Annotated in this window: 20 protein-coding genes; 6 read left to right on the top strand and 14 right to left on the bottom strand. The window is 68.4% G+C overall.

All coding sequences use genetic code 11. The annotated features are described in order from the left end of the window. Positions 1-128: 128 nt before the first annotated feature. The 3 genes from ACSG06_RS12095 to ACSG06_RS12105 form a co-directional block, all read right to left on the bottom strand. A complete protein-coding gene (locus ACSG06_RS12095) occupies positions 129-824 on the bottom strand; it encodes a hypothetical protein (protein ID WP_440990537.1) in 696 nt (231 codons plus the stop codon). Positions 825-1,040: 216 nt separating this feature from the next. After that, positions 1,041-2,501, bottom strand: a complete 1,461-nt coding sequence (locus ACSG06_RS12100; RefSeq protein ID WP_440990538.1) for a SipW-dependent-type signal peptide-containing protein — start codon at positions 2,499-2,501, stop codon at positions 1,041-1,043. A gap of 314 nt (positions 2,502-2,815) precedes the next feature. Further along, entirely contained in the window at positions 2,816-3,049 is a 234-nt protein-coding gene (locus ACSG06_RS12105) for a DUF2061 domain-containing protein (RefSeq protein WP_440990539.1), read from the bottom strand. Positions 3,050-3,153: 104 nt separating this feature from the next. On the opposite strand from ACSG06_RS12105, the gene ACSG06_RS12110 reads away from it, so the two are divergent. Continuing rightward, complete coding sequence (locus ACSG06_RS12110) at positions 3,154-3,582, top strand: DUF8147 domain-containing protein (protein ID WP_440990540.1); 429 nt, start codon at positions 3,154-3,156, stop codon at positions 3,580-3,582. A gap of 12 nt (positions 3,583-3,594) precedes the next feature. Here the strand turns inward: ACSG06_RS12110 and ACSG06_RS12115 are convergent, their stop codons facing one another. The 4 genes from ACSG06_RS12115 to ACSG06_RS12130 all read right to left on the bottom strand — a co-directional run bounded on the left by ACSG06_RS12115 (position 3,595) and on the right by ACSG06_RS12130 (position 7,004). Then, positions 3,595-3,768, bottom strand: coding sequence for a hypothetical protein (locus ACSG06_RS12115; RefSeq protein WP_440990541.1), 174 nt, complete (start codon positions 3,766-3,768; stop codon positions 3,595-3,597). Between the two features lie 68 nt (positions 3,769-3,836). After that, complete coding sequence (locus tag ACSG06_RS12120; protein ID WP_440990542.1) at positions 3,837-5,135, bottom strand: RNB domain-containing ribonuclease; 1,299 nt, start codon at positions 5,133-5,135, stop codon at positions 3,837-3,839. Positions 5,136-5,206: 71 nt separating this feature from the next. Beyond that, positions 5,207-6,643 carry an outer membrane protein assembly factor BamB family protein gene (locus tag ACSG06_RS12125; RefSeq protein ID WP_440990543.1) on the bottom strand — a complete coding sequence of 479 codons (1,437 nt, stop codon included), beginning with the start codon at positions 6,641-6,643 and terminating at the stop codon, positions 5,207-5,209. Between the two features lie 70 nt (positions 6,644-6,713). Beyond that, positions 6,714-7,004, bottom strand: coding sequence for a DUF7562 family protein (locus tag ACSG06_RS12130; RefSeq protein WP_440990544.1), 291 nt, complete (start codon positions 7,002-7,004; stop codon positions 6,714-6,716). Between the two features lie 129 nt (positions 7,005-7,133). Here ACSG06_RS12130 and ACSG06_RS12135 point away from each other — a divergent pair, with 129 nt between their 5' ends. Next, positions 7,134-7,613 (top strand): RNA-binding protein, encoded by a 480-nt coding sequence (locus ACSG06_RS12135; RefSeq protein ID WP_440990545.1) that lies wholly within the window; start codon positions 7,134-7,136, stop codon positions 7,611-7,613. Here the strand turns inward: ACSG06_RS12135 and ACSG06_RS12140 are convergent. Then, positions 7,605-8,354, bottom strand: coding sequence for a DUF1028 domain-containing protein (locus ACSG06_RS12140; RefSeq protein WP_440990546.1), 750 nt, complete (start codon positions 8,352-8,354; stop codon positions 7,605-7,607). The two genes, ACSG06_RS12135 and ACSG06_RS12140, sit on opposite strands and share 9 nt — an antisense overlap. A 77-nt stretch (positions 8,355-8,431) precedes the next feature. Then, the gene (locus ACSG06_RS12145; RefSeq protein ID WP_440990547.1) at positions 8,432-10,243 is read right to left on the bottom strand and encodes a S8 family serine peptidase; all 1,812 of its coding nucleotides are present in this window, start codon (positions 10,241-10,243) and stop codon (positions 8,432-8,434) included. A gap of 209 nt (positions 10,244-10,452) precedes the next feature. On the opposite strand from ACSG06_RS12145, the gene ACSG06_RS12150 reads away from it, so the two are divergent. Beyond that, entirely contained in the window at positions 10,453-10,812 is a 360-nt protein-coding gene (locus ACSG06_RS12150) for a cell division protein SepF (RefSeq protein ID WP_256297957.1), read from the top strand. A gap of 157 nt (positions 10,813-10,969) precedes the next feature. On the opposite strand, the gene ACSG06_RS12155 is transcribed toward ACSG06_RS12150, so the two are convergent. The 4 genes from ACSG06_RS12155 to ACSG06_RS12170 all read right to left on the bottom strand — a co-directional run bounded on the left by ACSG06_RS12155 (position 10,970) and on the right by ACSG06_RS12170 (position 15,785). Further along, positions 10,970-11,338, bottom strand: coding sequence for a NifU family protein (locus ACSG06_RS12155; RefSeq protein ID WP_440990548.1), 369 nt, complete (start codon positions 11,336-11,338; stop codon positions 10,970-10,972). Between the two features lie 83 nt (positions 11,339-11,421). Continuing rightward, positions 11,422-12,954: an LVIVD repeat-containing protein gene (locus ACSG06_RS12160; RefSeq protein ID WP_440990549.1), complete on the bottom strand. Its 1,533-nt coding sequence runs from the start codon at positions 12,952-12,954 to the stop codon at positions 11,422-11,424. A 163-nt stretch (positions 12,955-13,117) separates the two neighbouring features. Beyond that, positions 13,118-14,683 (bottom strand): LVIVD repeat-containing protein, encoded by a 1,566-nt coding sequence (locus tag ACSG06_RS12165; RefSeq protein ID WP_440990550.1) that lies wholly within the window; start codon positions 14,681-14,683, stop codon positions 13,118-13,120. 124 nt (positions 14,684-14,807) lie between these two features. Beyond that, on the bottom strand, positions 14,808-15,785 hold the full coding sequence (locus ACSG06_RS12170) for an ROK family protein (RefSeq protein WP_440990551.1): 978 nt from the start codon (positions 15,783-15,785) through the stop codon (positions 14,808-14,810). Between the two features lie 136 nt (positions 15,786-15,921). Between ACSG06_RS12170 and ACSG06_RS12175 the strand changes: the two genes are divergently transcribed. Then, on the top strand, positions 15,922-18,117 hold the full coding sequence (locus ACSG06_RS12175; RefSeq protein ID WP_440990552.1) for a PAS domain S-box protein: 2,196 nt from the start codon (positions 15,922-15,924) through the stop codon (positions 18,115-18,117). A gap of 15 nt (positions 18,118-18,132) precedes the next feature. On the opposite strand, the gene ACSG06_RS12180 is transcribed toward ACSG06_RS12175, so the two are convergent. Then, a complete protein-coding gene (locus tag ACSG06_RS12180; RefSeq protein ID WP_440990553.1) occupies positions 18,133-18,714 on the bottom strand; it encodes an LURP-one-related/scramblase family protein in 582 nt (193 codons plus the stop codon). A 112-nt stretch (positions 18,715-18,826) separates the two neighbouring features. Between ACSG06_RS12180 and uvrA the strand changes: the two genes are divergently transcribed. Next, complete coding sequence (uvrA, locus tag ACSG06_RS12185; protein ID WP_440990554.1) at positions 18,827-21,820, top strand: excinuclease ABC subunit UvrA; 2,994 nt, start codon at positions 18,827-18,829, stop codon at positions 21,818-21,820. Positions 21,821-21,862: 42 nt separating this feature from the next. Beyond that, a complete protein-coding gene (locus tag ACSG06_RS12190) occupies positions 21,863-22,273 on the top strand; it encodes a GNAT family N-acetyltransferase (protein WP_440990555.1) in 411 nt (136 codons plus the stop codon). Positions 22,274-22,289: the final 16 nt, after the last annotated feature.

The following is a 22,289-nucleotide window of genomic DNA, read 5'->3' on the forward strand; positions in this document are numbered from 1 at the left end:
CTCGTCGACGATGTGGCTCCGGAGGAGTGCTTCACTACCAGCCGTTGTCGCGGGAAGCACTTAAACGAGCGCCGGTGCCACGGCTTCGGCTCCCGGGAGAGAGTGGGCAGGCCGGCGGCGGGCGCCCGTCAGTTGTCCAGGTACGAGAGCGCCCGGAGCACCAGCTGGAGGATGTGGATGAACACGCCCATGACGGCGACGTAGATGCCGATGGCGTTGCGGAGCGCGCTCGCGTACCGGTTCTCCTTGACGGCCCAGATCTCGTAGGTGAGGTCGGCGACGAACCCGAGGAAGAACAGCACCGATGCGCCGAGCATGAGCAGCGAGTTGACGAAGAAGCCGACCGCGCCGACGACGAACCCGCCGACGAACAGCCCTCTGGAGTACAGCTGCCAGCGTTCGAACGACCGGTCGGTTCGGTAGACGACCACGACGACCCCGGCGGTGAGGAGGCCCGTGATGACCGTCGTGACGCCGAGTGCGACGAGCCGCACGGTCGGGGATGCGACCACGAGGATGGCCGATCCGAGGAGCGTGTAGCCGAACTGGATGAGGGAGACGCCGGCACCGGCGACGGGCATCGAGTCGTTCTCGATGCCCTTGTTCGACACCCAGAAGCCGCCACCGACGGTGACGACGAACGTGCCGACGGCGACGAAGTAGTTCGAGAACAGGACCGTCCCGAGGTCGGCGAGGGGTGTGTAGCTCCCCACGAGCATCAGCAGGACGTTCACCGCGACGAGCCCTGCACCGATTCCCGCGACCCTGGGCACGTCGACCGTGGTGGCGTTCCGAGCCGCCTTTGCGCTGTCGTGGACGGACATCGTGTGGCCGAAACAACGAATCGGGTGGCTTATAACTATTTTCACATGGAACAGGCGAGAAATATCCGTCGGGTCGACGGCGTGGCGTCGCAACTCGGTGGTCGGAGGTGCGCGTAGAACGCCTCACTACGAGCCCTTCTCACGAGACGCACTTGAAAGAAGACGGCGGTGGGACGTGTCGATGGTGGTGCACCCGACGAGGGGGTGCTCAGTTCCTCACAGGTCGCTGCCGCCGCACGAGTAGATGCTGACGGGTTCGTCCAGCGGCAGGTCGACGACCGTATCGTCCCCGGAGAGGGCGACCCACGAGCTGATCTCGCCGGGGTTGAGCGGCGCCTTCTCCGCGGCGTCGTTGAACGCCGGCGTGATGTCGACCCTGAACGGGTCGCCGTCGATGGGGATGGCACCGCCGTCGGTGGGGCCGTTGGCCCAGGTCCAGTCAGCCTGCGAGATGACGCCGCCGCTGGTCGCGTAGTCGTCGGCAGGGTCGTCCTGGACGGCCCAGCTGCCCGGCGCGATGCCCGCGAACTCGAACTCGAAGGTGGCCGCGCCCCCGCTGCCGTCGTCGACGGTGTCGTGGATCATCACGAGACTCGTGTCGCCTGAGCCGGTGTCACGGTAGAGGAACAGTTGACTGCGGTCGGCCTCGGTGTAGGCGACCGCGGGCTCGTTCACGTGGTTGGCGCCGTAGTTGTAGAACTCCTCCACCGACATGTCGGCCTCGATGGCGCTGATGCAGTGCTGCTCGCCGCCGGCCTCGACGACGAACTCGTCGGCGAGGCACGGACACGGGTCGGGGTTGTGCCGGCACTGCTCGGTGTAGAAGCCGACGTCGAAGCCGACGGAGTCGGTCTGGACGACGTTGCCGACGTCCTCGGGCAGCTCCCAGCCGACGTTGACGCAGTGGCACTCGCCGCCCTCGAAGCAGTCCTCGGAGAGGAGGAGACCGTTGGAGCCGGTCTCGATCGCCTCGCGGGCCTCGGCGAGGGTCCCGCTCCAGACGGTGGTGTCCTCGTCGTTGAACCGGGAGTTGCAGTTCTCGTCGAGGGCGACGTAGACGTTCAGGTGCTCGGCGAGCTCGCCGTCGTCGGGCGTGCTGTCCACCTCGCTCTCCGGTTCGGTGACGTCGTTCTCTCCCTCGACGACGTTCGCCAGCGTGAGCCAGATGTAGCCCGGGTTGTCACAGAGACAGAGGTTGAACGTGAGCTGTCCGCCGTCGCCGGGCTTGACGTCGTCGAGTGCGACGAGGGTCTCCTGGTCCCCGAACATCTCCTCGTAGTCCTCGCCGACGTTCTCGCAGTCGATGACGTCGGTGACGTCGGTGTCGCCCCCGGTCGGGCCGCCCATGTTCCAGTCGTACACGCCGTCCTCGGTGTCGATGGACTGCTGGCCGTCGCCGTCGTGGTCCGGGTTGGCGTTGACGAACTCGCCGAGGTCGCCGTTCCGGGGGCGGATCGGCCCCGCGTCCGGTTCGAGTCCGTTCGGACCGTAGTACACCTGCTGCCAGCCGACCTTGAGGTCCAGTTCGCCAGCGGTGAGGCTGTTGCCCGTGAACGATTCGGTGTCGCTGAAGTACGCGCTCGTTCCCAGTCCGGCGCCGACGGACGCGACCCCGACGGCACCGATGCCACCGAGGATGCGCCGCCGCGTCAGTCCGGTCGTGTGTTCGTCAGTCATCTTGGTTTCCCCCCGAACCCCGGCGTGCGCCGGGCCGTTCGGTCGATTATTTCGTCATCTCGTAGCACCGTAGTTATCGGTCGCCACGTCACCGTTCAACGGGAGGATTGAGCGCCGGCTTCGGACTCAAACGTCGGCATAGCGACCGGAACGGTGCGCGTTCGGGGCCACACCGTCGGGTGGTTCCGTCGTCAGTGGCCGGAGACGTGCGCGAGGTGCCCGTCCCGGAGCCGTTTAAGTACCTCTCGCGACAATGGCTCGTAGTGAAGGTTCTGGGGACACCTGCCCATCCAGCGAGCCGAGCGTCTCGCGGGTCAGACGCCCCAGGCGATCCGGTCCCACAGCCGCTCGTAGCCGTAGTACGTCCCGGTCTTCACGACGTTGGTCACCAGCCCGATGTTCACCGACGCCAGCACGTCGTCGGTGACGGCGAAGGCGACGACGACGGTGATGACGACCATCAGCACGCGGTACAGCAGCGTCTTGACGATGGCTCGCGAGCGGCGCTGGTTCGGTGCCCGGGCGAAGAGTGACGAGAACGCGCCCATACCCACGGGTACGGCAGTGGTTCGCATGATGGTTGTGGTGTCCCGGTTCCCACCGGTCGGGAAGCAGAACACGAGTATAACGTCGGAGACGGCGTAGTCTGGGTATGAACACGCTCTCGAAGACCCTCGTCTCGCTCGCCCTCGGACTGCTCGGCTTCGTCCTCGCAGGGCTCGCGGTCACGGCAGTCCTCGACCCGCACATCTGGCCGTCGCTGTTCGTCGGCATCCCGGTCGGGGTCACCGTCGGGGTCACCGTCGCACTCGCGACAGTGGCGACGCTACGCTACCGCGAGCACCGCCACGCCGGCGACCTCGACACCCGTCTCGTCGCGGCGTACCGGGCGGCGGTCGTCGCGGTCGCTACCTGCGTGATCGTCGTGCCGCTCGGTGTCGCCGCCGTCGTGTTCGACGTGGGCGAGGTCGGACTCGCCGTGCTCGTGTTCGGGCTGCCGGCGGCCGTCCTCGTCGCGGCCGTCGTCGCGTACGTCACGGTCCGGCGGACGCTGCCCGCCGGGCGACCGCCGACGGCCTGAGGTGACTTGCGGCTACCAGACGGAGCGCTCGTCCGCGTCGACGACCTCCTCGTCGACGAGCGCGTGGCAGTTCTCGTAGGGGACGAACGCGGCGAACGTGCCGTCGATGTAGCACTCGATGCCGTGGTCGACGTGTTCGTACTCGTCGCACTCGATGACTCCCTCGGGGAGCACGATCCGGTACATGGGTGGACGTACGTCGGCAGCGAGGAAAGGGATGCCGCCGTCGTGTCAGTGGGGCGTCACCGGTCCGTTCACTCTTCCTCGTCGGGGTCGTCGACGACCTCGATACCGCGGTTGTTGACGGCGTCGGGGTCGAGGCCGACCTCCTGGAGGAACCCCTTGTACTCGCGCTCGCACTGCTCGGCGGCCTTCTGCTTGTCCGAGGCGCGCGAACAGAGCGCGGCGAGGTCCTCGGGCACGTCGTTCGTGTAGACGATCCAGTGGTTGATGAGGTCCGAGAGCCGCCGGATGGGGCTCGTGAAGTGGCCGTAGATGTCGAAGTTGAGCGCGTGGTGCCCGCCGAAGGGGTCGCTCATGTACTTCGCACGGGGCATCACCTTCATCACTGCCCACTGGATCTTGCCGAGCTGGCGGCCGGGCGCCTGCTCGAGGGTCGCGTTGACCGCCTTCCGGGGGTCGTCCCAGGAGTCACCCGGGATCGAGACGCCGTCCAGGTCCTGGATCTCGACGAGCGCCTTGTCCCACTCGTCGGGGGTCGGCTGCGGGTGGACGCGGTACATCGCCTCGACGCCGCGGTTCCACATCAGCTCGTGCGTGACGGCCTTGTTCGCCTTCAGCATGCACTCCTCGATGATGGTGTGGGCGCGGTCGCGGCGCGGGTTGAGCACGAGCGAGCCGTCCTCCTTGCGCTGCTCGTGCATCCGGTCGGCGACCTCGAACACCAGCGAGATCTCGTCGTGGAGGTCCGCGTCCGCTTCGTCGAGTCGGTTCTCGGTCTGCGTGTAGGTGAGCCGCTCGTTCGAGTGGATGACGGACTTGTAGATGTCGATGGACTCGTAGCTCAGGTGCTCCTTGTCGAGCTCCATCTCGACGGTGTGGGCGAGCCGGTCCTCCTCGGGGACGAGCGAGCAGACCGTCTCCGCGAGCGTCGGCGGCAGCATGTGGATTGTGTACGCCGGGAGGTAGACGGTGTTGCCGCGCTCGACGGCCTCCTTCCACATCGCGCTCTCGGGGTGGACGTAGTGGGTCACGTCGGCGATGTGGACCCACAGCGTGAACGTCTCCTCGTTCTCGCGGATGGAGATGGCGTCGTCGAAGTCCTGTGCGTCGACGGGGTCGGTCGTCCACGTCGTCAGATCCCGCAGGTCCTCGCGCTCGTCCAGCTCGTCCTCGATCTCCTGCTGGACGCCCTCGGTGCGCTCCTCGGCCTCCTCGAGTACCTCCGGCGGGAACGCGTCGGCGATCTCGAACTTCTCGAACAGCTCCTCGCGCTTGTTCTCCAGATGGCGCGCGAGCTCCTCGTCGATCTCGACGGGGCCCTGGCCCTCGGCGGTGCCGGCTTCGGCCTGCGCGCTGGCGTCGTCGGTCATGGCCCGGGCTACGAGGGGGGGACGGGAAAACGTATCGGGGCGTCCCGACGGTGTGCGATGCGGGCCGCCCGTCAGTTGGGGCCGAACCCGACGAGACCGTTCTGCGACGCCGTCGCGAGCGTCTCCCCGGCGAGGACGTTCGGGAGCGTCGAGGACAGCGTCCCGGGGTCGACCGACGCGCTCCCGACCTGGCTTCCGTCGGCGGTCGAGTACGCGAGCAGCCGGTCGCCCGTGACGGCGTAGACGAACTCCCCGGCACCGACGAGCTGGAACGTGAGGGACGGCGTGCTCGCCTCCCACTCGACGACTCCGCTGTCGGCATCGACCGCGTAGAGCTGGTAGGAGGCGGACCCACTCGTCACGTCGCCCCGCCCACCGACGACGTACAGCGTCCCGTCGTGCAGCACCGGCAGCCCCCAGACGCCCGAGATCTCCGTCTGTGCGTCTCCGGCCTCCGGTTTGAAGCGCCACCGCTCGGTGCCGTCGCTCCTGTCGAGGGCGACGACTGCGCCCGTATCGCGCTGGACCGCCGCCTGATAGCCGCCAGCCACGTACACGGCCTCGTCGTCGACGACCGGTGCGTGGACGGGCCCCAGCCGCCCGGCGCCCAGGACGACGCTCTCGGTCCCCGCGCTGGTCCGCCACAGCTCGGTGCCGTCGCTCCGGTCCAGCGCGACGACCTCGTCACGAGCAGCGGCGAACACGGTGTCGTCCGAGAGTCCGACGAACGAGTTCGTGGAGACGCGGTCCAGTGCCGTCCAGCGTTCGCTCCCGTCGGCGAGGTCGTAGACGGCCAGGCTCGTTCCGTCTCCGGCCGAGGGAACGAACACCTCGCCCGCATCGGCGACGAGCGGGCCGTAGGCTGTCCGTGCGTTCTCGTTCTGCCAGCGTCGCTCGCCGGACTCCGCGTCGATGGCCTGCAGTGTTCGGACGTACACGACGACTGCTCCGTCACCGACCGTCGGCGCGGGCAGACCGTTCGCCCAGCCGTCCTCCGGTGCGACCTGCGTCTCCCACTGCTGCTCGCCGTTCGCCGCGTCGACCGCCACCAGCCGGTTGCGGTAGGTCTCGCCGTCGTCGTTCGAGTCCGTGCCCACGTCCCGGAAGTACCCCGAGAACAGACTGTAGAGCGTCCCGTCGTCGGCCACCGGCGTCGAGTACACGACGCCCGGGTACTCTGCCTCCTCGACGAGCGGGTACTCCCAGCGCCACCGCCGGGTCGGCTCCCCACCGGGGCCGGCAACCGCCCCGTCGTACGTGTGGTTCTGCGGTGTGTGGCCGACCACGTTCCAGGCGACCGAGGCCGTGGTCTCGCCGTCCTCGTCCGTCCCATCGCCCGTCTCCTCCGTCGTGGCGGTCGTCCCGTCGCCACCTGGCTGGGTGGTGGTCGGTTGATCTGTCTCCGCCGCGGTCGGTTCGGCCCCACCGCCGTCACCGGAACACCCCGCCACCGAGGTGGCGAGACCCGTCCCGAGCAGGCCCAGCAGTCGTCGTCGGTCGTAGCGCATTGCTTTCCGATTCAGGGTGGGCTCGCAAAAACGTTCTCGCCGACGACAGGTCGTGGCGTCGACCGACCGCTCAGTCCGAGTGCTCCTGTGCCTCGACGGTCGCGTCGTGGAAACGCGCGAGGAACTCCTCCTCGGAGAGCCGGCCGGCGTCGATGTCGACGAGCATCGCCTCCAGGCCCTTCCGCGGCTGGTGACAGCACGCCCGGTCGCAGGGCTTGCAGAGGTACTCGAACTCCTTGTTCGTACGCTCCCACCGGTTGCCGTGCTTGTCGTACTCGCGGGCGTCGGTGCGAGGGACCTCGTCGCCGCACGCGATGCACGTCACGGGGTCGTCGTCGCCGTCTCGCCGGGCACCCCACATGGTTTGGGCAACGGTGGGCCCGTATAAAGGCGTTGCCGCGAGATTCTCACCCAGTTTAAGTGCGGTCGACCGTCGAGCACCCTCCGCGAGAACGACCGGTTTATGCGGCTCCCCGTGGACGGTTCGGGTATGCAGGTGAAGTCCCGACATCATCTCCGCAGCGACGACGTCAGGGACGTCGAGACCGCTGTGGCGGACGCACTGGGCGTCGAGCTCGACGGCGACACGTACGAGCTGGTCGAGTTCGAGGACAGCGAGTTCGACGTCGTCCTCGTCGACGGCGAGCCCCACGTCTTCTACGTCGACGACGAACCGTTCCTCACCGTCGCGGGGGCGAACGCGACCGAGCCGACCAGCCGCGTCGTCACCGTCGACGCCGGTGCCATCTCCTTCGTCTCCGACGGCGCGGACGTGATGCGCCCCGGCATCGTCGAGGCGACCTCGGACATCGCGCCGGGCGACCTCGTCGTCATCGCCGAGGAGACCCACGGCAAGGTGCTCGCGGTCGGTCGCGCGAAGGCCGACGGCGACGACATGGTCGGCGACTCCGGCAAGGTCGTCGAGTCCATCCACCACGTCGGCGACGACCTCTTCGAGTTCTCAGGCTGACTCGTCGTCCGACGATGCGGCGTCCTCGCCGTCGTCCACCGGGTCCATCCCGTCCTCGTCGTAGGCGTCCTCGTACAGCTCCATCGCCATCTCGTAGCCCTCGACCGCGTACTCGTAGGTCTCGCGCAGGTCCGCGATGGGCGTCTCCGTCGCGTCCACCCGCAGGTCCTCGTAGTACGGGTCGACGACGCGCTCCTCGGTCGACTCGACGACGAGCGCCGCGCTCTGGATGTGCAGCTCCTCCCGTTTGTCCCCGCCCTGCTCGTGCCCGGCTGCGAGCGCGTCGACGAGCCGCTCGGCGAACGGGCGGTCGTCGTCGCGGCTCGCCTCGTACTCCTCGGCGACGGATTCGACGACGGCCTCGCCGGTCAGCAGGTTGCCCGCGACGGTGTAGTTCTCGCCCTCGATGTGGCCGTACCAGTCCTTGCACTCCTCGCCGGAGAAGACGAACGTCCCCTCGGCGTCGACACCGTGGAGCTGGCGGTTCTCGGCGCCCTCGTCGGCGTTCAGCAGCGACTGGAGGGCGTCCTCGATGGCGAGCCCGTCGTCCAGGTACTCGACTCCCTTCCGGCCGAGTTCGACGTTGACGAGGCTCTGTGTCGCCACCGCGCCGGACTCGCTGGCGAACGGACAGAGCGTCCCGACGCCGGGGAGTCGGGTGGTGACCGCCACGCCGAAGCGGTCCTGTTCCGTGCCGTCGTCGTCGGTGTACGTCTCGTGGACGCAGATGCTGAACGTCATACCCGGGGACAGGGCCGAGCCGAGCAAAAAAGCCGGTGTGCCGGAAGTCGAGGCGCCGTCGGGTGGCTACGCGACCCTCACGCCGTGACCGTCTTCGTCTGGCTGGTCGTGTTGCCCGCGGCGTCGGTCACGGTCAGCGTGACGTCGTAGCTGCCCGAGCCCTTCTTGTCCTGCAGCCGGGTCGAGCCCGACGCGGTCGAGCCGCTCACGCCGTAGCTCGCCGAGTCGACGGTGCCGTTCTGGTCGAGCACGAGGTCGACCGAAGCGAGGTCGCCGTCGGCGTCGGAGACCGACCAGCTCGCCTCGAAGCGGGCCCAGCCACCGTTGCTCCGGTTGCTGATGCCGAACTCGTCGATGGCCGGTGCAGTGCTCCCACTGCTGCTGTTGTCCGTCGTCACCGTGATGGACGAGCTGCTGGAGTTGCCGGCGGAGTCGGTCGCCGTCGCGGACAGCGTGTGGTCGCCGTCGGAGACGCCCGTGCTGTCCCAGCTGGCCTCGTAGTAGCCGGAGGTGCTGTCGTACGACGCAGACCGTGCCGTCCCGCCGTCGACGCGCCACTCCACGGTCAGGGAGTCGTCGCTGTCCTCGGCGTCCGACGCATCGATCTGTATCGCCACCGAGTCGCTGACGGTGTCGCCGTCCGCGGGGTTCGCCCACGAGACGCTTGGCGCGGCGTCGTCTCCGCCGCCGCCACCGCCGGAGGCCGCGACGGCGTTCTCCGCGTCGAGGAGCCCGTAGCCCTGCTCGTTGCCGCCGAGGCCGATGTCCTCCGCGCTGTCCTGGAGTATCGTCCGGGCCTCCGAGGCGGTCGCGCCCGTGGCCATCACCTGTGCTGCGGCCCCGGAGACGTGCGGACAGGCCATCGACGTGCCCGAGAACGTCGCGTAGCCGCTCGGGACGGTCGAGTAGATGTCGGTGCCCGGCGCCGCGAGCTCGACCTCCGGGCCGGTCGAGGAGAAGTCCGAGAGGCTGTCGTCGCTGGCCGTCGAGGAGACCGCGATGACCTCCGGATAGGCCGCGGGATAGCCCACGCAGTCCGAACAGGGGCCGTCGTTGCCTGCCGCCGCGACCATCAGCAGCCCCTGGTTCGCGGCGTACTGCACCGCGTCCTGCAGCGTCTGGTCGCCCGAGGACGCCCCGAGCGACATCGACGCCACGTCGAAGCCCTGGTCGGCGGCCCACTCGATGCCGGCCGCGATCGAGGAGAGCGAGCCCGAGCCACAGCCGTCGAGCACCTTCCCCGCCCAGAGGTTCGCCTGCGTCGAGACGCCGACGACGCCCTCGGTGTTGTTCATCGCGTCCGCGATGCCGGCGCAGTGTGTCCCGTGGTCGTTGTCGTCGTCCCAGGCGTTGGGACAGTCGTTGTTGTTCGTGTTGCAGCCGAACGGGCCGCCGCCCCCGCTGGCCTCCCCACAGCAGTCCGCGGTGAAGCACTTCCCGCCCTGGATGTTGGCGGCCAGGTCGGGGTGGTCGCTGTCGATGCCCGTGTCGAGGATGGCGATGTCGGCTCCGTCGCCGGTGTCGCCGTTGCTGTGTAGCACGTCGGCGTCCACGCGGTCGACCCCCCACGGAAGCGTCTGTGCGAGTGCGTGGTACTCCCCGTCGGCCTCGACGTATCGAACGTGGGGGTTGTTCCGGAGCCCCTCGATGGCTTCGGCGGGGAACCGCCCCGCCACGGCCCGCCCGATGTCGCCGAAGTCGAACTCGTGTCTGACCGACGATGCCTGGTCCCGCGCTGTCTGAAGGCCGTGGTCGTCGGCGACGCCCACGACGACGTCCGCCGCACCCTCGCCCGCGACGACCTCGCCCGCCATCGTCGTCGCGGCCATTCCAGCACCGACCCCCTTCAACAGCCGCCGTCGGGAAACGCCATTGGTGTCTCTGACCATGTGGCCTGTTGTCGTCCACCGCCGATTATATAATTAACTGTACGTGGTAACAATTTTAGATATGGTTGCTTATTCATTCTCACCGTCGAATGTGTAAAAGAGAGTGCGGCTCATCCGCTGCCGCGGTCGCCGTCACGCCCCCTCGTCGCAGGGCCCCGTCGCCGTGTCTGACGTAAGAACTAAACGCTCGCCACCGTAGGTAGACACTCATGGGCCTCATGAGCAAGATCCTCGGCGGCAACAACTCTCACAGCACCGAGGACTATCTCGAACTCGACCTCGACGACTTCGATACGGTCTCGGGCGACGCGGCGATGGAGGTTCACATCGCCGAGGTCGCCGGACAGGCCGACGCGATCGACATCAAGGACGCCGTCTACGACGGCGACCTCGTCATCGCCGATATCACTCGCCTGCGGACGGAGGACAGGACGGTCGAACACATCGTCGACGAACTGAGACAGGTCGCCCAGGAGGTCGACGGCGACATCGTCCAGAAGGGCGACGATCAGCTCATCGTCACACCGACGGGCGTGAAGATCAGCCGCGAGAAGCTCGGCCGCGACTGAGCGGGACCAGTCTTTATCTCGGAAGCCGCGCCCAGAACCAGCGTCAGCCACGATCCGGCCGCGCGGTGGTCTGGGCGGGAGTGCGGTGTGCCCCGCGCGGGAGCCGCACGCACCGCCTGTTCGCCAGAACGGACAGCGACGGCGCCGTCGACTCGCCTCAGAGGTGATCCTTCCCGGGGTTCGAGGAGCCCCAGTCGCCGCGCCCACCTTCCGTCCGGTCGACGCCCATGATGGACTCGGCCTGCTCGACGCCCAGTGACTCGCCGCTCTCCGGCACGCGCACGGTGACCTCCTCGATCTCCGGCCACTTCAGCAGCTCCGCCTCGATGTTGCCCGTGGTGATGTCGGCGACGCCACAGCCCGAACAGCCGCCGCCGAGTTCGACGACGACCTCGCCGGTCTCGAGGTCGGCCCGTCGCACGGAACTGGTCCCGCCGTGCATCTGGATGATCGGCATCTCGCGCGCCAGCCACTGCTCTACGCGTTCGGCGAGCGCGTCGTCCGTCTCGGCCGCGTCGGTACTCATCACTCTGGGGTAGGCACTCCGACGATGAGAAAGCTTTGGGTCCGTGTCGCACGATTCGACAGGAACGACCGTGAGGAACCGCGCTACTCCTCGTCGCGACCGCGGAGGAACCGGGCCGCACCGAGGCCGAGGCCGGCGATGGCGGTGAGCGCCCCGAAGCCGGGCGAACCAGCGTCGCCGCCGCTCTCGGTGGCGGTCGTGGTTTCGGTTGGCGTCGGTGTGGCTGTCGGCGTCGGTGTGGCTGTCGGCGTCGGCTCGGGCGTTGCCGTCGACGTCGCCGTGCTGTCGCCGCCGTCGCCCCCGAATGCACCGGGCAGGTCGACGTAGTGCTCGTTCTCCGCGCGGACCAGCGGGTCCGCGTCGACGAGACTCGACGGTGCCGAGGACTGTTCGCCGGCCTCGTCGGGGAACAACACCAGCGCGCTGTTGTCCGCACCGGGCACGCCGCTGTAGCTCGTCGCGGCGTAGAAGTCCACGTCGGGCGTCGACACCGCAGTCCAGAAGGCGTACGACGGGTCGCGCCACCACGAGAGCTGTTCCGGGCTCGTGGGGTCCGAAACGTCGAACACCTTCACCCCACCCTGGTACCAGGAGGTGTAGAGCCGGTCCCCGACGAACTGGAAGTTGTGCGACGTGGTCCACGTGCCGCTCTGTCTCGTGTCGCCGTCTGCGGGCATCGGCGGCTCGATGGTCGCGCGGTGTGTGGGGTTCGTCGGGTCGGAGATGTCGTACAGCGAGATACCGGCGGGGCCGCCGTGGTCGTCGTCGGTCCGGGTGTCCCACGTCTCGCGCCCGACGCCGAGGATGCTCGCGTCGTCGTCGACCGCCACGTAGTGCGAGTTCCCACGCGGTTCGGTGTAGTCCGTGCTGGCGCGCGACCGACTCCACTCCCGCAGGTCCTCGAACGCGTAGTCGCCGATGCGGACCACGAACTCGGGGTCGGCGGGGTCGGAGACGTCCACGACGAACGTCCCCGCGTCCCAGTACGCACAGTAGGCCATCCCGTCCTGCACGTACATGTCGTGGAGGACCTTGCCGAGCACCTCGCCCCAGCCCGCATCGAGGTCCTGGCTCGGCGACCAGCGACCGACCTGTTCGAACTCCTCGCCGGAGACGTCGATCATGCTGAGGTAGGTCGCCTGCCGGGTGTTGCCGGTCAGGTACACCACGTCGTCCTCGATGAACGAGTTGTGGTTGCCGTGGGGTGTGTCGTAGAAGTCCCCGATCTGGGTCGGGTTCGCGGGGTCGGAGACGTCGTACAGGAAGAAGCCGAGGGGACCACCGCCCTGTGCGGCGGTCGGGACGAGGAGCGTGTTCCCGTCGACCTTGATGTCGAGGATCTCGCGGGCCGAGCTCCCGCCGCCTGTCTCGATGGGGCGCTTCTCGGCGAGCACGGTCGGGCTGGCGGGGTCGGAGACGTCGACGGTCGCGAACCCGGTGCCCGCCGCGACGTACGCCGTCGAGCCGTCGGCGTCGAGGACGACCTCGGCCGCGCCGTCGATCTGGAGCTCGCCGGACGGTTCGTACGCCGTCGTCCCGGTGGCGGCGACGGCACGGGAGAGGGTACTCGCTGCGAACGCGCCGGCACCGGCGCGGAGGAGCGTTCTACGTTGCATACACCCCTGGAACGTTCGAATCGAAAAAAGACTGCCGGAATGTAAGCTGAACTACCTACCTACTCTCCGACGGCATCCAGCGGTGGCCGACGCGGGGGGTGGGTCCCCGCCAGGACCGGATCGGACCGGACCGGTGTTCGCCGCTCAGGTGTGCGGTCTCTCGCTACTCCTCGTCGCTGCGGAGGAAGCGGGCCGCACCGAGGCCGAGGCCGGCGATGGCGGTGAGCGCGCCGAAGCCGGGCGAGCCACCGTCGTCACCGCTCTCGGTCGTCCCGGCGGTGGTGTTGTCCGCGGCGGTGGTGCCGTCCGCCGCGGTCGTGCCGCTCTCGGTCGGCGTCGCGGTGGGTGTCTCCGTCGGCGTCTCCGTCGGCGTCGACGTCTCGGTAGGGGTCTGGGTGTTCGGGCTCTCGCTCCCGTTGCCGACGTAGTCCGGCCAGTCGACGCTCGAGATCATGCTGGTCTCCTCCGGCGGGGTGAACACGCCCGGCGGCTCGGCCATCTCGCCCTCGGTGTCGGGGAAGACGTAGAGGCCGCCGGTGCTCTGGCCGGGACCCATGTTGCCGGCGACGAAGACGCCCTGTGCGTCGGGGCCGTTCGAACGCGCGTGCTTCGCGCCCCAGAACTGCGTGTTGTCGGGGTCGCGCCACCAGGTGAGGCGCTCGGGGTTCGCGGGGTCGGAGACGTCGTGGATCATCACGCCGCCATAGTACCAGGAGGTGTAGAGGCGTCCCTGCCGGACCTCGAAGTTGTGGGAGGTGGTGAACTGGCCCTGGAAGCCCTCGTTCTCGGCGCCCGGTGCCCGGATGGTGGTGAGCTTCTCGGGGCTGGTCTTGTCGGAGATGTCCCAGATGTCGATGCCGCTGGCGCCGCGTCGGTCGTCGTCGGGGTTGGCGTCCCACGACTCCGCACCGACGTACAGCGTCTCCGCGTTGTCGTCGACGGTGACGTAGTGGTCGTTCCCCGGCGGCTGGTAGAAGATCGCGCCGAGGTCCTGGCGCTGGATCTGTGCGAGCTTCTCGGGGTCAGCACCACCGAGTCGCGTGACCATCGAGGGGTTGGCCCTGTCGGAGATGTCGACGATGACGGTCCCCGCGTCCCAGTTCGCCAGGTAGGCGTAGTCGCCCTGCACCCACAGGTCGTGGACGTTCCGGAACGCGGAGTTGACCTCGGACCAGATGTCGCTCGTCTGGTGGATACCCCACTCGGACACCGCGCTGAACTCGTCGTTCGACGTGTCCATGATGCGGAACCGGTCGCCCTTCGTCAGGTAGGCGTAGCCGTCGACGAAGAAGCTGTTGTGGATGGAGTGGTCGACGGTCTGAACCGCAACCTGTTCGGGGTTCGCGGGGTCGGAGATGTCGTAGAGCAGGGTCGCCTTGATGACCTCGCCGCGCTGGTTCGGGCCGACGACGAGCAGGCGGTCACCGTCGACCTTGAGGTCCGCGACGGCCTGCATCGGCCCGGCCTCGCGGTCGGCGAGCAGGTCGCGGTCCTCGAAGGCGATGGATGGGTTCGCCTCGTCCGAGATGTCGACCGAGACGAAGCCGTCGCCGGTCGCGACGAACGCGAAGTTCCCGTCCTCGGTCGGCGCGACCTCCATGGTCCCCTCGATGTCGACGCTCCCGAGTGGCTCGTAGGCGTCCTGTGCTCGTGTTGCGGAGACTGTCCCTCCAACTGCACCCAGTGCGAGTGCGCCTGCACCCGCACGGAGAACATCTCTTCGTTCCATACCGCGATGGAACGGGCGTCCCCAACTAAAGGTTCAGGTAGCTCAAAGATGTCTTTTTGTTACTAGTTCTCGCGTCGAAACGGCCGACTGGTGTCGGACCGACCAGGGTGAATCCCGGCTCCGGTCAGCGACGTGTCCGACTCCTGTCACCAGTGCCGCCGGTGAGCGCGCTCGCGAGCGCACCCTTCACGACGACGTCGTCGCCGAGCGTGGTCAGCTGGATGTCGGGGATGTTCGTCATCACCATCTCGTCGATGCGCTCGCGGATGGGGTCGAGGACGAGGTCGGTGTTGTGGAGCGCGACAGCGCCGCCGATGTAGATGACGATGGGAGCGAACGAGTGGACGACGTTGCTCACGCCGATGGTGTTCCAGTGCGCGAGCTGGTCGACGACGTGGTCCGCGAACTCGTCCTCGCCGACGGCGTCGAACACGTCCTTCGCGGTGAACTCGGGGTCCTCGAGGGGCAGGGAGGTCTCGACCTCGGGGTCGTCCTCGGCGAGCAGGCGGGCGTAGTTCGGGATGTTGTTACCCGAGCAGTACGCCTCCCAGTGGCCGTCCTTGCCGCAGCCGCAGGTGAGCCGGCCCTGCGGGTCGACGACGTAGTGGCCGACCTCACCGGCGTTGCCGTCCCAGCCGGCGACGACGTTGCCGTCGACGCAGACGCCCGCGCCGATACCCGAGGAGATGGTGATGTACGCCATGTCGTCGGGGTTGCGGTCGGCGTGGTACCGCTCGCCGATGACGCCGGCGGCGGTGTCGTTGTGCAGGTACACCCGGTCGCTGGCGATGAGCTGCCCGATGGGACCGGAGAGCGGGATGCGCTCGACGGTGTCGGGGAGGTTCGCCGGGTCCTCGACGGCACCCTCGGCCAGGTCGAGGGGACCGATAGAGCCGATGCCGCAGGCGCGGACGTCGGTCGGGTCGACCCCGGCGTCCGCGCAGGCGTTCCGCAGCGTGTCGAGCACCGCCTCTGTCACGGCGATGCCGGTCGGACCCTGTGGCGTGCTCGTTCGGTGCGACCCCAGGATGCGGGCGTCGCCGTCGCCGACGACCGCCCGGACGTTCGTCGCGCCGAGGTCGACGCCCGCGTACGTGGCCATGCTACGAGTGACACGGGCGGGCTCGCACTTAAGCGGTTAGATTTACTCGCGTCCGAGTACTGACAGCTCGCGCCGACGGCGGCTGGGAGACAGTTTCATGTAGCCACCTGCCCATCGTCCGAGTGACTTCACCCGCATGAGTTCGCGTCCGGTGGTCCTGTCGGTCCGTGGTTCCCGCGAGGAGCCACTCCTGTCGAACCACCCAGATGTCGCGGTCAGGGTGGCCGAGGACCACGCCGACGCCGCCGACCACCTCGCGACCGACCCCGTCGACTGCGTCGTCTGTCCGAACACGCGCGATGGACTCTCCGGCCTCGAACTCCTCGGCCGGTTGCGCAACGCCTACCCACACGTCCCGAGCATCCTCGTCACCGACGAGCCCAGCGACGAGGTCGCCGCCGCCGTCGCCGACGGCACCGCCTCGGAGTACGTCCCGCTCTCTATCTGGGCCGACCCGGCGAGCCGACTCGCGGAGCGGGTCGCGCTCCTCTCGCGCGAGCAGGACCCGACCAGACCCGACGAGCGGACGCTCAGCGGCCTGCTCGCGACCGCCCGGCAGCTCCTCACCACCCACTCGCCGGACGAGATCGCGGACGTCGTCGTCGACGCGGCGGTGGACACCCTCGACTTCGAGTGGACGACGGTCTGGCTCGCCGACGACCACGCCGAGCGGCTGACCCCCGCCGCCGGCGGCGACGACCCGGCGTACGACGTGGGCGAACCGCCGGTCGGCCGCGTCTTCGAGACCGGCCAGCCGACCGTGCAACGCCGGGACGACGACGCCGCACTGTACTTCCCGCTCGGCGAGCACGGCGTCCTCGCCGTCGGCACCGGCAGCGTCACCGACGTCGAGGAGTCGGACGTCCAGCTCGCGGAGATACTCACGGCGAACGCTTCGGCCGCCTTCGAACGTGCCGCCCGCGAGGAGACGCTGGAGCTGTACCGGACCGTCGTCGACAACGTCCGCGAGATGGTGTACGTCCTCGACGAGACCGCCCGCATCGTCCTCGTGAGTCGGCAGATCGTCGAGGCGACCGGCTACGACCGCGACGAGCTCGTCGGCGAGCACGTCTCGAAGTTCCTCGATGAGGACGGGGTCGAGCGCGGCAGCGAGCTCGTCGCCGAGCTGTTCGCGGCCGGCGACGACGGGAGCCGGACGTACCGGACGACGGGCATCCAGGGCGACGGGACGACGGTACCCATCGAGATCGAGCTCTCGTTGCTCCCGAGCGATGACGGCGAGTTCCGCGGCACTATCGGTGCGGTGCGGGACATCTCTGACCTCGTCGAGACGGAGGAGCGGCTGGCCCACGAGCGCGACCGCTTCCGGTCGCTGTTCGAGCACCTGCCGGACCCCGTGGTCGACACGCGGTTCGAGGGCGACGAGCCCGTGGTCGACACCGTGAACCCGGCGTTCGAACGTGTCTTCGGCCACCAGACGGGCGAGGTCGTCGGCGAGTCGGTCAACGACGTGCTCGTGCCGGCCGACGACGAGGACACCGGCCGGGAGCTCGACCGGCGCACGCTCGCCGAGGGAGACGACCCGGTCTCCGCCGAGGTCCGCCGGGAGACCGCCGATGGAGACCGCTACTTCCTGTTCAGGGGCATCCCGTACCGCACCGACGACTGGGGGACCCACGCCTTCGGCATCTACACGGACATCTCCGACCAGCGGGACCGCGAGCACCACCTGCAGGTGCTCCATCGCGTGCTCCGACACAACCTGCGAACCGACATGGGCGTCGTCATCGGCTATCTGGACCAGCTCGACGACCGGCTCGACGACCCCGACGCCCACGCGCTCATCGAGCGGGTCACCGGTCGTGCCGAGGACGTGGCCCGCCTCGCCGACAAGGTCCACCAGCTCGAACAGGTCATCCAGCAGGACACCGACCTGACACCGGGGCCGACCGACGTGGTCGAACGGCTCGAGCCGCTCGTCGACGGCCTACGCGACCGCTACCCGCAGGCGACCATCGACGTCGACGCGCCCGAGACCGCGATGGCCCACGCCGACGAGCGCCTCGACCTCGCCGTCGAGAACCTCGTCGAGAACGGTATCCAGCACACCCACGCGCCGGAGCCGGCGGTCGGGGTCCGTGTCGAGACGGACGCCGACGGCGTCCACATCCACGTCACCGACGACGGGCCCGGCATCCCCGCGCACGAGCGGGCGTTCCTCACCGGCGACCGGGACGTCTCGCAGGTCGAACACGGCGACGGACTCGGTCTCTGGGTCGTCAACTGGGTGGTGCGGTCGCTCGGCGGAGAGGTCACGTTCGGCGACCCCGAGGTCGGCACCGAGGTCGTCGTCCACCTGCGACCAGCGTGAGGGTGGGACGTCCGCTCAGTTGCCCTGGATGGCGTCGATGACCATCGCGGCCGCGACGATGGGCTCTTTCGGCACGTCGGTGGCGTCGTCGATGACGATGTCGTAGCGGTCCTTGAACGAGAACTGGCCGTCGATCTTGCCGACGTGGTCCCCGTTCGCGTCGGTTATCTCGTACTTGTGCGGGATGAGCTCGCCGAACGGCAGGAAGTTCCGGGCCAGGGTGACAGCCGCGCCGCGGGAGTCGATCCGGGCGATGACCTCCTCGGTGCGGGCGTCCCGGACCCGCCAGGTGTCCTGCAGGAGCGAGAAGTCGTTGTCGAGGACGACGACGTCCTCCCCTGTGCGGGCGTCGCGCAGCATGTAGTTGCCCGCCACGTCGATGATACCACCGGCCTTGACGGTGAACACCTCCTCACCGTTCGCGTCGACGAACGGGAACTCCTCTTTCATCTTGAACAGCTTCTGTTTCCCCTTCAGCACCGTGTTCCCGGCCGCGTCGTCGGCCCTGTACTTGTTCCGGATGAGGCTCTGGACGACGGTGTACCGGTCGTCGGTGAGTTCGACGCCCGAGATGTCGTAGCGCGCTGGTGCACTCATTACTCTCACTGCCCGCCGCCCGGCATTTAAACCCCGGCATCGTTCGACCCGTTCACACGGGACAACCCGGAACCGACACCCTAAGGGTCGTCCCGCCCCAGGCTACGACCAGATGAGCAAGGACTTCATCGAGGTCAAGGGTGCCGAGGAGCACAACCTGAAAGACCTCGACGTTCGCATCCCACGCGAGCAGTTCAACGTGGTGACGGGGCTGTCCGGGTCGGGCAAGTCCTCGCTCGCGTTCGAGACGGTGTACGCCGAGGGCCAGCGACGGTACATCGAGTCGCTGTCGGCGTACGCCCGGAACTTCCTGGGGCAGATGGACAAACCGCAGGTCGAGACGGTCGAGGGGCTCTCGCCCGCCATCTCCATCGACCAGAAGAACGCGGCGAACAACCCACGGTCGACCGTCGGCACGGTCACGGAACTGCACGACTACCTCCGCCTGCTGTACGCCCGCGTCGGCACGCCGCACTGCCCGGAGTGCGGCCGCGAGGTCGGCGAGCAGTCCGCCGACACGATGGTCTCTCGCATCCTCGACCTCCCTGAGGGGACCCGCGCGAAGATCGCCGCACCGGTCGTCCGCGACCAGAAGGGCGCGTTCGAGGACCGCTTCGACGAGCTCGTGAGCGAGGGCTACGCCCGGGTCGAGGTCGACGGCGAGGAGTACGACCTGACCGTCGACCGGCCGGAGCTCGACGAGAACTACGACCACACCATCGACGTGGTCGTCGACCGCGTGAAGCTCTCGTCGGACGCCCGCCCACGCATCACCGACTCCGTCGAGACCGCACTCGAGGAGGCGGACGGCGTCATGAAGCTGATCCTCCCCGACCCGCCCGAGGACCCCGACATCGGCGGCAGCGAGGCCCGCTCGACGGGCGACCTCGCGGACGTCGCGGGCGACGAGGACGGCGACCACGCCGGCGCCGACCGCCTCGTGCTGGAGTTCTCCGAGGAGCTCGCCTGCACGCACTGCGGCATCGACTTCACCGAGATCGAGACGCGCTCGTTCTCGTTCAACTCGCCCCACGGCGCCTGCCCGGAGTGCGAGGGCATCGGCGAGACGAAGGAGGTCAGCGAGCGCCGGGTCGTCGTCGACGAGTCGAAGCCCCTGAAGCACGTCTTCGAGCCCTGGAGCTACAACCGGTCGTACTACCAGACGCGCCTCGACGCCGTCGCCGCGCACTTCGACGTGAGCCTCGACACGCCGTTCGAGGAGATAGACGAGGATATCCAGCGCCAGTTCCTCTACGGCACCGACGACGAGGTCGTGTTCAAGCGACAGACGAAGAACGGCATCCGGCGCAAGGAGAAGCGCTTCGAGGGCATCATCCCGAACCTCGAACGCCGCTACGTCGAGACGGACTCGCAGGGCACCCGCGACCACATCGAGGACTACATGTCCGTCACCGAGTGCCCGGCGTGTGACGGCACGCGTCTGAAGCCCGCCTCGCGCTCCGTCTACGTCGCCGGTACCGCCATCAGCGAGGTCAACGGCATGAGCATCGGCGACGCGCTGGCGCACTTCGAGGGGATGGAGGCGAAGCTCGACGAGCGCCAGACGACCATCGCCGAGGAGATACTGAAGGAGATCCGCGCCCGGCTCGGCTTCATGACCGAGGTCGGCCTGGAGTACCTCACGCTCGACCGCGAGGCCTCCACGCTCTCCGGCGGCGAGTCCCAGCGGATCAGGCTCGCGACGCAGGTCGGCTCCGGGCTGGTCGGCGTGCTGTACGTCCTCGACGAGCCGTCCATCGGCCTGCACCAGCGCGACAACGACAAACTGCTCGACACGCTGGAGGGCCTGCGCGACCTCGGGAACACCCTCATTGTCGTCGAACACGACGAGGAGACGATGCGCCGCGCCGACAACGTCATCGACATGGGGCCTGGCCCCGGCAAGCGCGGCGGCGAGGTCGTCGTGCAGGGTGACTTCGACGAGATCGTCGCCAGCGAGGACAGCGTCACCGGCGACTTCCTCGCCGGGCGCAGGCAGATTCCGGTGCCGGACACGCGCCGCACCGCGGAGGACCACCTGACGGTGCTCGGCGCGCGCCAGCACAACCTCACGGACGTCGACGTCGACCTCCCGCTGGGCTGTTTCACCGCCATCACCGGGGTCTCCGGCTCCGGGAAGTCCACGCTGATGCACGACGTGCTGTACAAGGGTCTCGCCCGCCGGATGAACGACAACACCTCCGTCAACCCCGGCGAGCACGACGACATCGAGGGCATCGAGGGCATCGAGACGGTGCGGCTCATCGACCAGAGCCCAATCGGACGGACGCCGCGCTCGAACCCCGCGACCTACACCGGCATCTTCGACTACGTCCGCGAGCTGTTCGCCGAGACCAAACTGTCGAAGCAGCGCGGCTACGAGAAGGGCCGCTTCTCGTTCAACGTCAAGGGCGGCCGCTGCGAGGAGTGTGGCGGACAGGGCACCGTGAAGATCGAGATGAACTTCCTCTCGGACGTCTACGTCCCCTGCGAGGAGTGCGAGGGCGCGCGCTACAACGACGCCACGCTCGACGTCACCTACAAGGGCAAGACCATCGCGGACGTGCTCGACATGAGCGTCGAGGAGGCGTACGAGTTCTTCGAGGCGTCCTCGCGCCTGCGCCGCCGGCTGAAGCTCCTGAAGGACGTCGGCCTCGACTACATGACCCTCGGTCAGCCGTCGACCACGCTCTCCGGCGGCGAGGCCCAGCGCATCAAGCTCGCTGAGGAGCTCGGCAAGCGCGACACCGGCAACACGCTCTACCTGCTCGACGAGCCGACGACGGGGCTGCACTCGGCCGACGAGAAGAAGCTCATCGACGTGCTGCACCGCCTCGTCGACAACGACAACACCGTCGTCGTCATCGAGCACGAGCTCGACCTCGTGAAGAACGCCGACCACGTCCTCGACCTCGGGCCCGAGGGCGGCGAACACGGCGGCGAGGTCGTCGCCACCGGCACCCCGGAGGAGGTCGCGCAGGTCGAGGCCTCGCACACCGGCCGCTACCTGCGCGACCTGCTCCCCGACGTGGACGTCGAGGGCCCGCGCGGCCAGCGCGTCGAACCAGTCACCCGCGAGATGGCGACGCCGACCGACGACGACTGAGGGCGACCCAGCGTTTTTCTCCCCGGCTGCTGGAGTCCGACCATGGAGATACGCGAGCTGACGAGCGACGCCGAACGCCGCGCCGCCGTCCCGCTCCTCCGCCAGCTGTGGACCGACCGCGACCCCGACGACGTGTTCGCGTGGACCGGCGACGATGAGTACCACCTGTTCGGCGGCCACGTCGACGGCGAGCTCGTCGCAGTCGCAGGCGTCGTCCTCACGAGCGTCCTCCACCACGTCCGCCACGCGTGGCTCTACGACCTCGTCGTGGACGAGGCCCATCGCGGCGAGGGCTACGGTACCGAACTCGTCCGCTTCGTCGAAGCGTGGGCTCGCGAACGGGACTGCGAGCGGGTCGCGCTCGCCTCGCCCCGGGAGAAGACCTCCATCCATCGATTCTACGAGGAACTCGACTACGAGCGGTGGGGCTACGTCGTCGAGCGGGAGCTCTGAACTGGATCGGCGGCCC

It is taken from the genome of Haloarchaeobius baliensis, from assembly GCF_052060055.1.
GTDB lineage: Archaea > Halobacteriota > Halobacteria > Halobacteriales > Natrialbaceae > Haloarchaeobius > Haloarchaeobius baliensis.

Bases quoted from the DNA above. Each gene is read 5' to 3' on its own strand.
- ACSG06_RS12150 (WP_256297957.1), top strand. From the start codon at position 10,453: ATGGGCCTCATGAGCAAGATCCTCGGCGGCAACAACTCTCACAGCACC.
- ACSG06_RS12110 (WP_440990540.1), top strand. From the start codon at position 3,154: ATGAACACGCTCTCGAAGACCCTCGTCTCGCTCGCCCTCGGACTGCTC.
- uvrA (WP_440990554.1), top strand. From the start codon at position 18,827: ATGAGCAAGGACTTCATCGAGGTCAAGGGTGCCGAGGAGCACAACCTG.
- ACSG06_RS12135 (WP_440990545.1), top strand. From the start codon at position 7,134: ATGCAGGTGAAGTCCCGACATCATCTCCGCAGCGACGACGTCAGGGAC.
- ACSG06_RS12120 (WP_440990542.1), bottom strand. From the start codon at position 5,135: ATGACCGACGACGCCAGCGCGCAGGCCGAAGCCGGCACCGCCGAGGGC.
- ACSG06_RS12125 (WP_440990543.1), bottom strand. From the start codon at position 6,643: ATGCGCTACGACCGACGACGACTGCTGGGCCTGCTCGGGACGGGTCTC.
- ACSG06_RS12160 (WP_440990549.1), bottom strand. From the start codon at position 12,954: ATGCAACGTAGAACGCTCCTCCGCGCCGGTGCCGGCGCGTTCGCAGCG.
- ACSG06_RS12100 (WP_440990538.1), bottom strand. From the start codon at position 2,501: ATGACTGACGAACACACGACCGGACTGACGCGGCGGCGCATCCTCGGT.
- ACSG06_RS12170 (WP_440990551.1), bottom strand. From the start codon at position 15,785: ATGGCCACGTACGCGGGCGTCGACCTCGGCGCGACGAACGTCCGGGCG.
- ACSG06_RS12130 (WP_440990544.1), bottom strand. From the start codon at position 7,004: ATGTGGGGTGCCCGGCGAGACGGCGACGACGACCCCGTGACGTGCATC.
- ACSG06_RS12095 (WP_440990537.1), bottom strand. From the start codon at position 824: ATGTCCGTCCACGACAGCGCAAAGGCGGCTCGGAACGCCACCACGGTC.
- ACSG06_RS12105 (WP_440990539.1), bottom strand. From the start codon at position 3,049: ATGGGCGCGTTCTCGTCACTCTTCGCCCGGGCACCGAACCAGCGCCGC.
- ACSG06_RS12175 (WP_440990552.1), top strand. From the start codon at position 15,922: ATGAGTTCGCGTCCGGTGGTCCTGTCGGTCCGTGGTTCCCGCGAGGAG.
- ACSG06_RS12145 (WP_440990547.1), bottom strand. From the start codon at position 10,243: ATGGTCAGAGACACCAATGGCGTTTCCCGACGGCGGCTGTTGAAGGGG.
- ACSG06_RS12190 (WP_440990555.1), top strand. From the start codon at position 21,863: ATGGAGATACGCGAGCTGACGAGCGACGCCGAACGCCGCGCCGCCGTC.
- ACSG06_RS12140 (WP_440990546.1), bottom strand. From the start codon at position 8,354: ATGACGTTCAGCATCTGCGTCCACGAGACGTACACCGACGACGACGGC.
- ACSG06_RS12115 (WP_440990541.1), bottom strand. From the start codon at position 3,768: ATGTACCGGATCGTGCTCCCCGAGGGAGTCATCGAGTGCGACGAGTAC.
- ACSG06_RS12180 (WP_440990553.1), bottom strand. From the start codon at position 18,714: ATGAGTGCACCAGCGCGCTACGACATCTCGGGCGTCGAACTCACCGAC.
- ACSG06_RS12155 (WP_440990548.1), bottom strand. From the start codon at position 11,338: ATGAGTACCGACGCGGCCGAGACGGACGACGCGCTCGCCGAACGCGTA.
- ACSG06_RS12165 (WP_440990550.1), bottom strand. From the start codon at position 14,683: ATGGAACGAAGAGATGTTCTCCGTGCGGGTGCAGGCGCACTCGCACTG.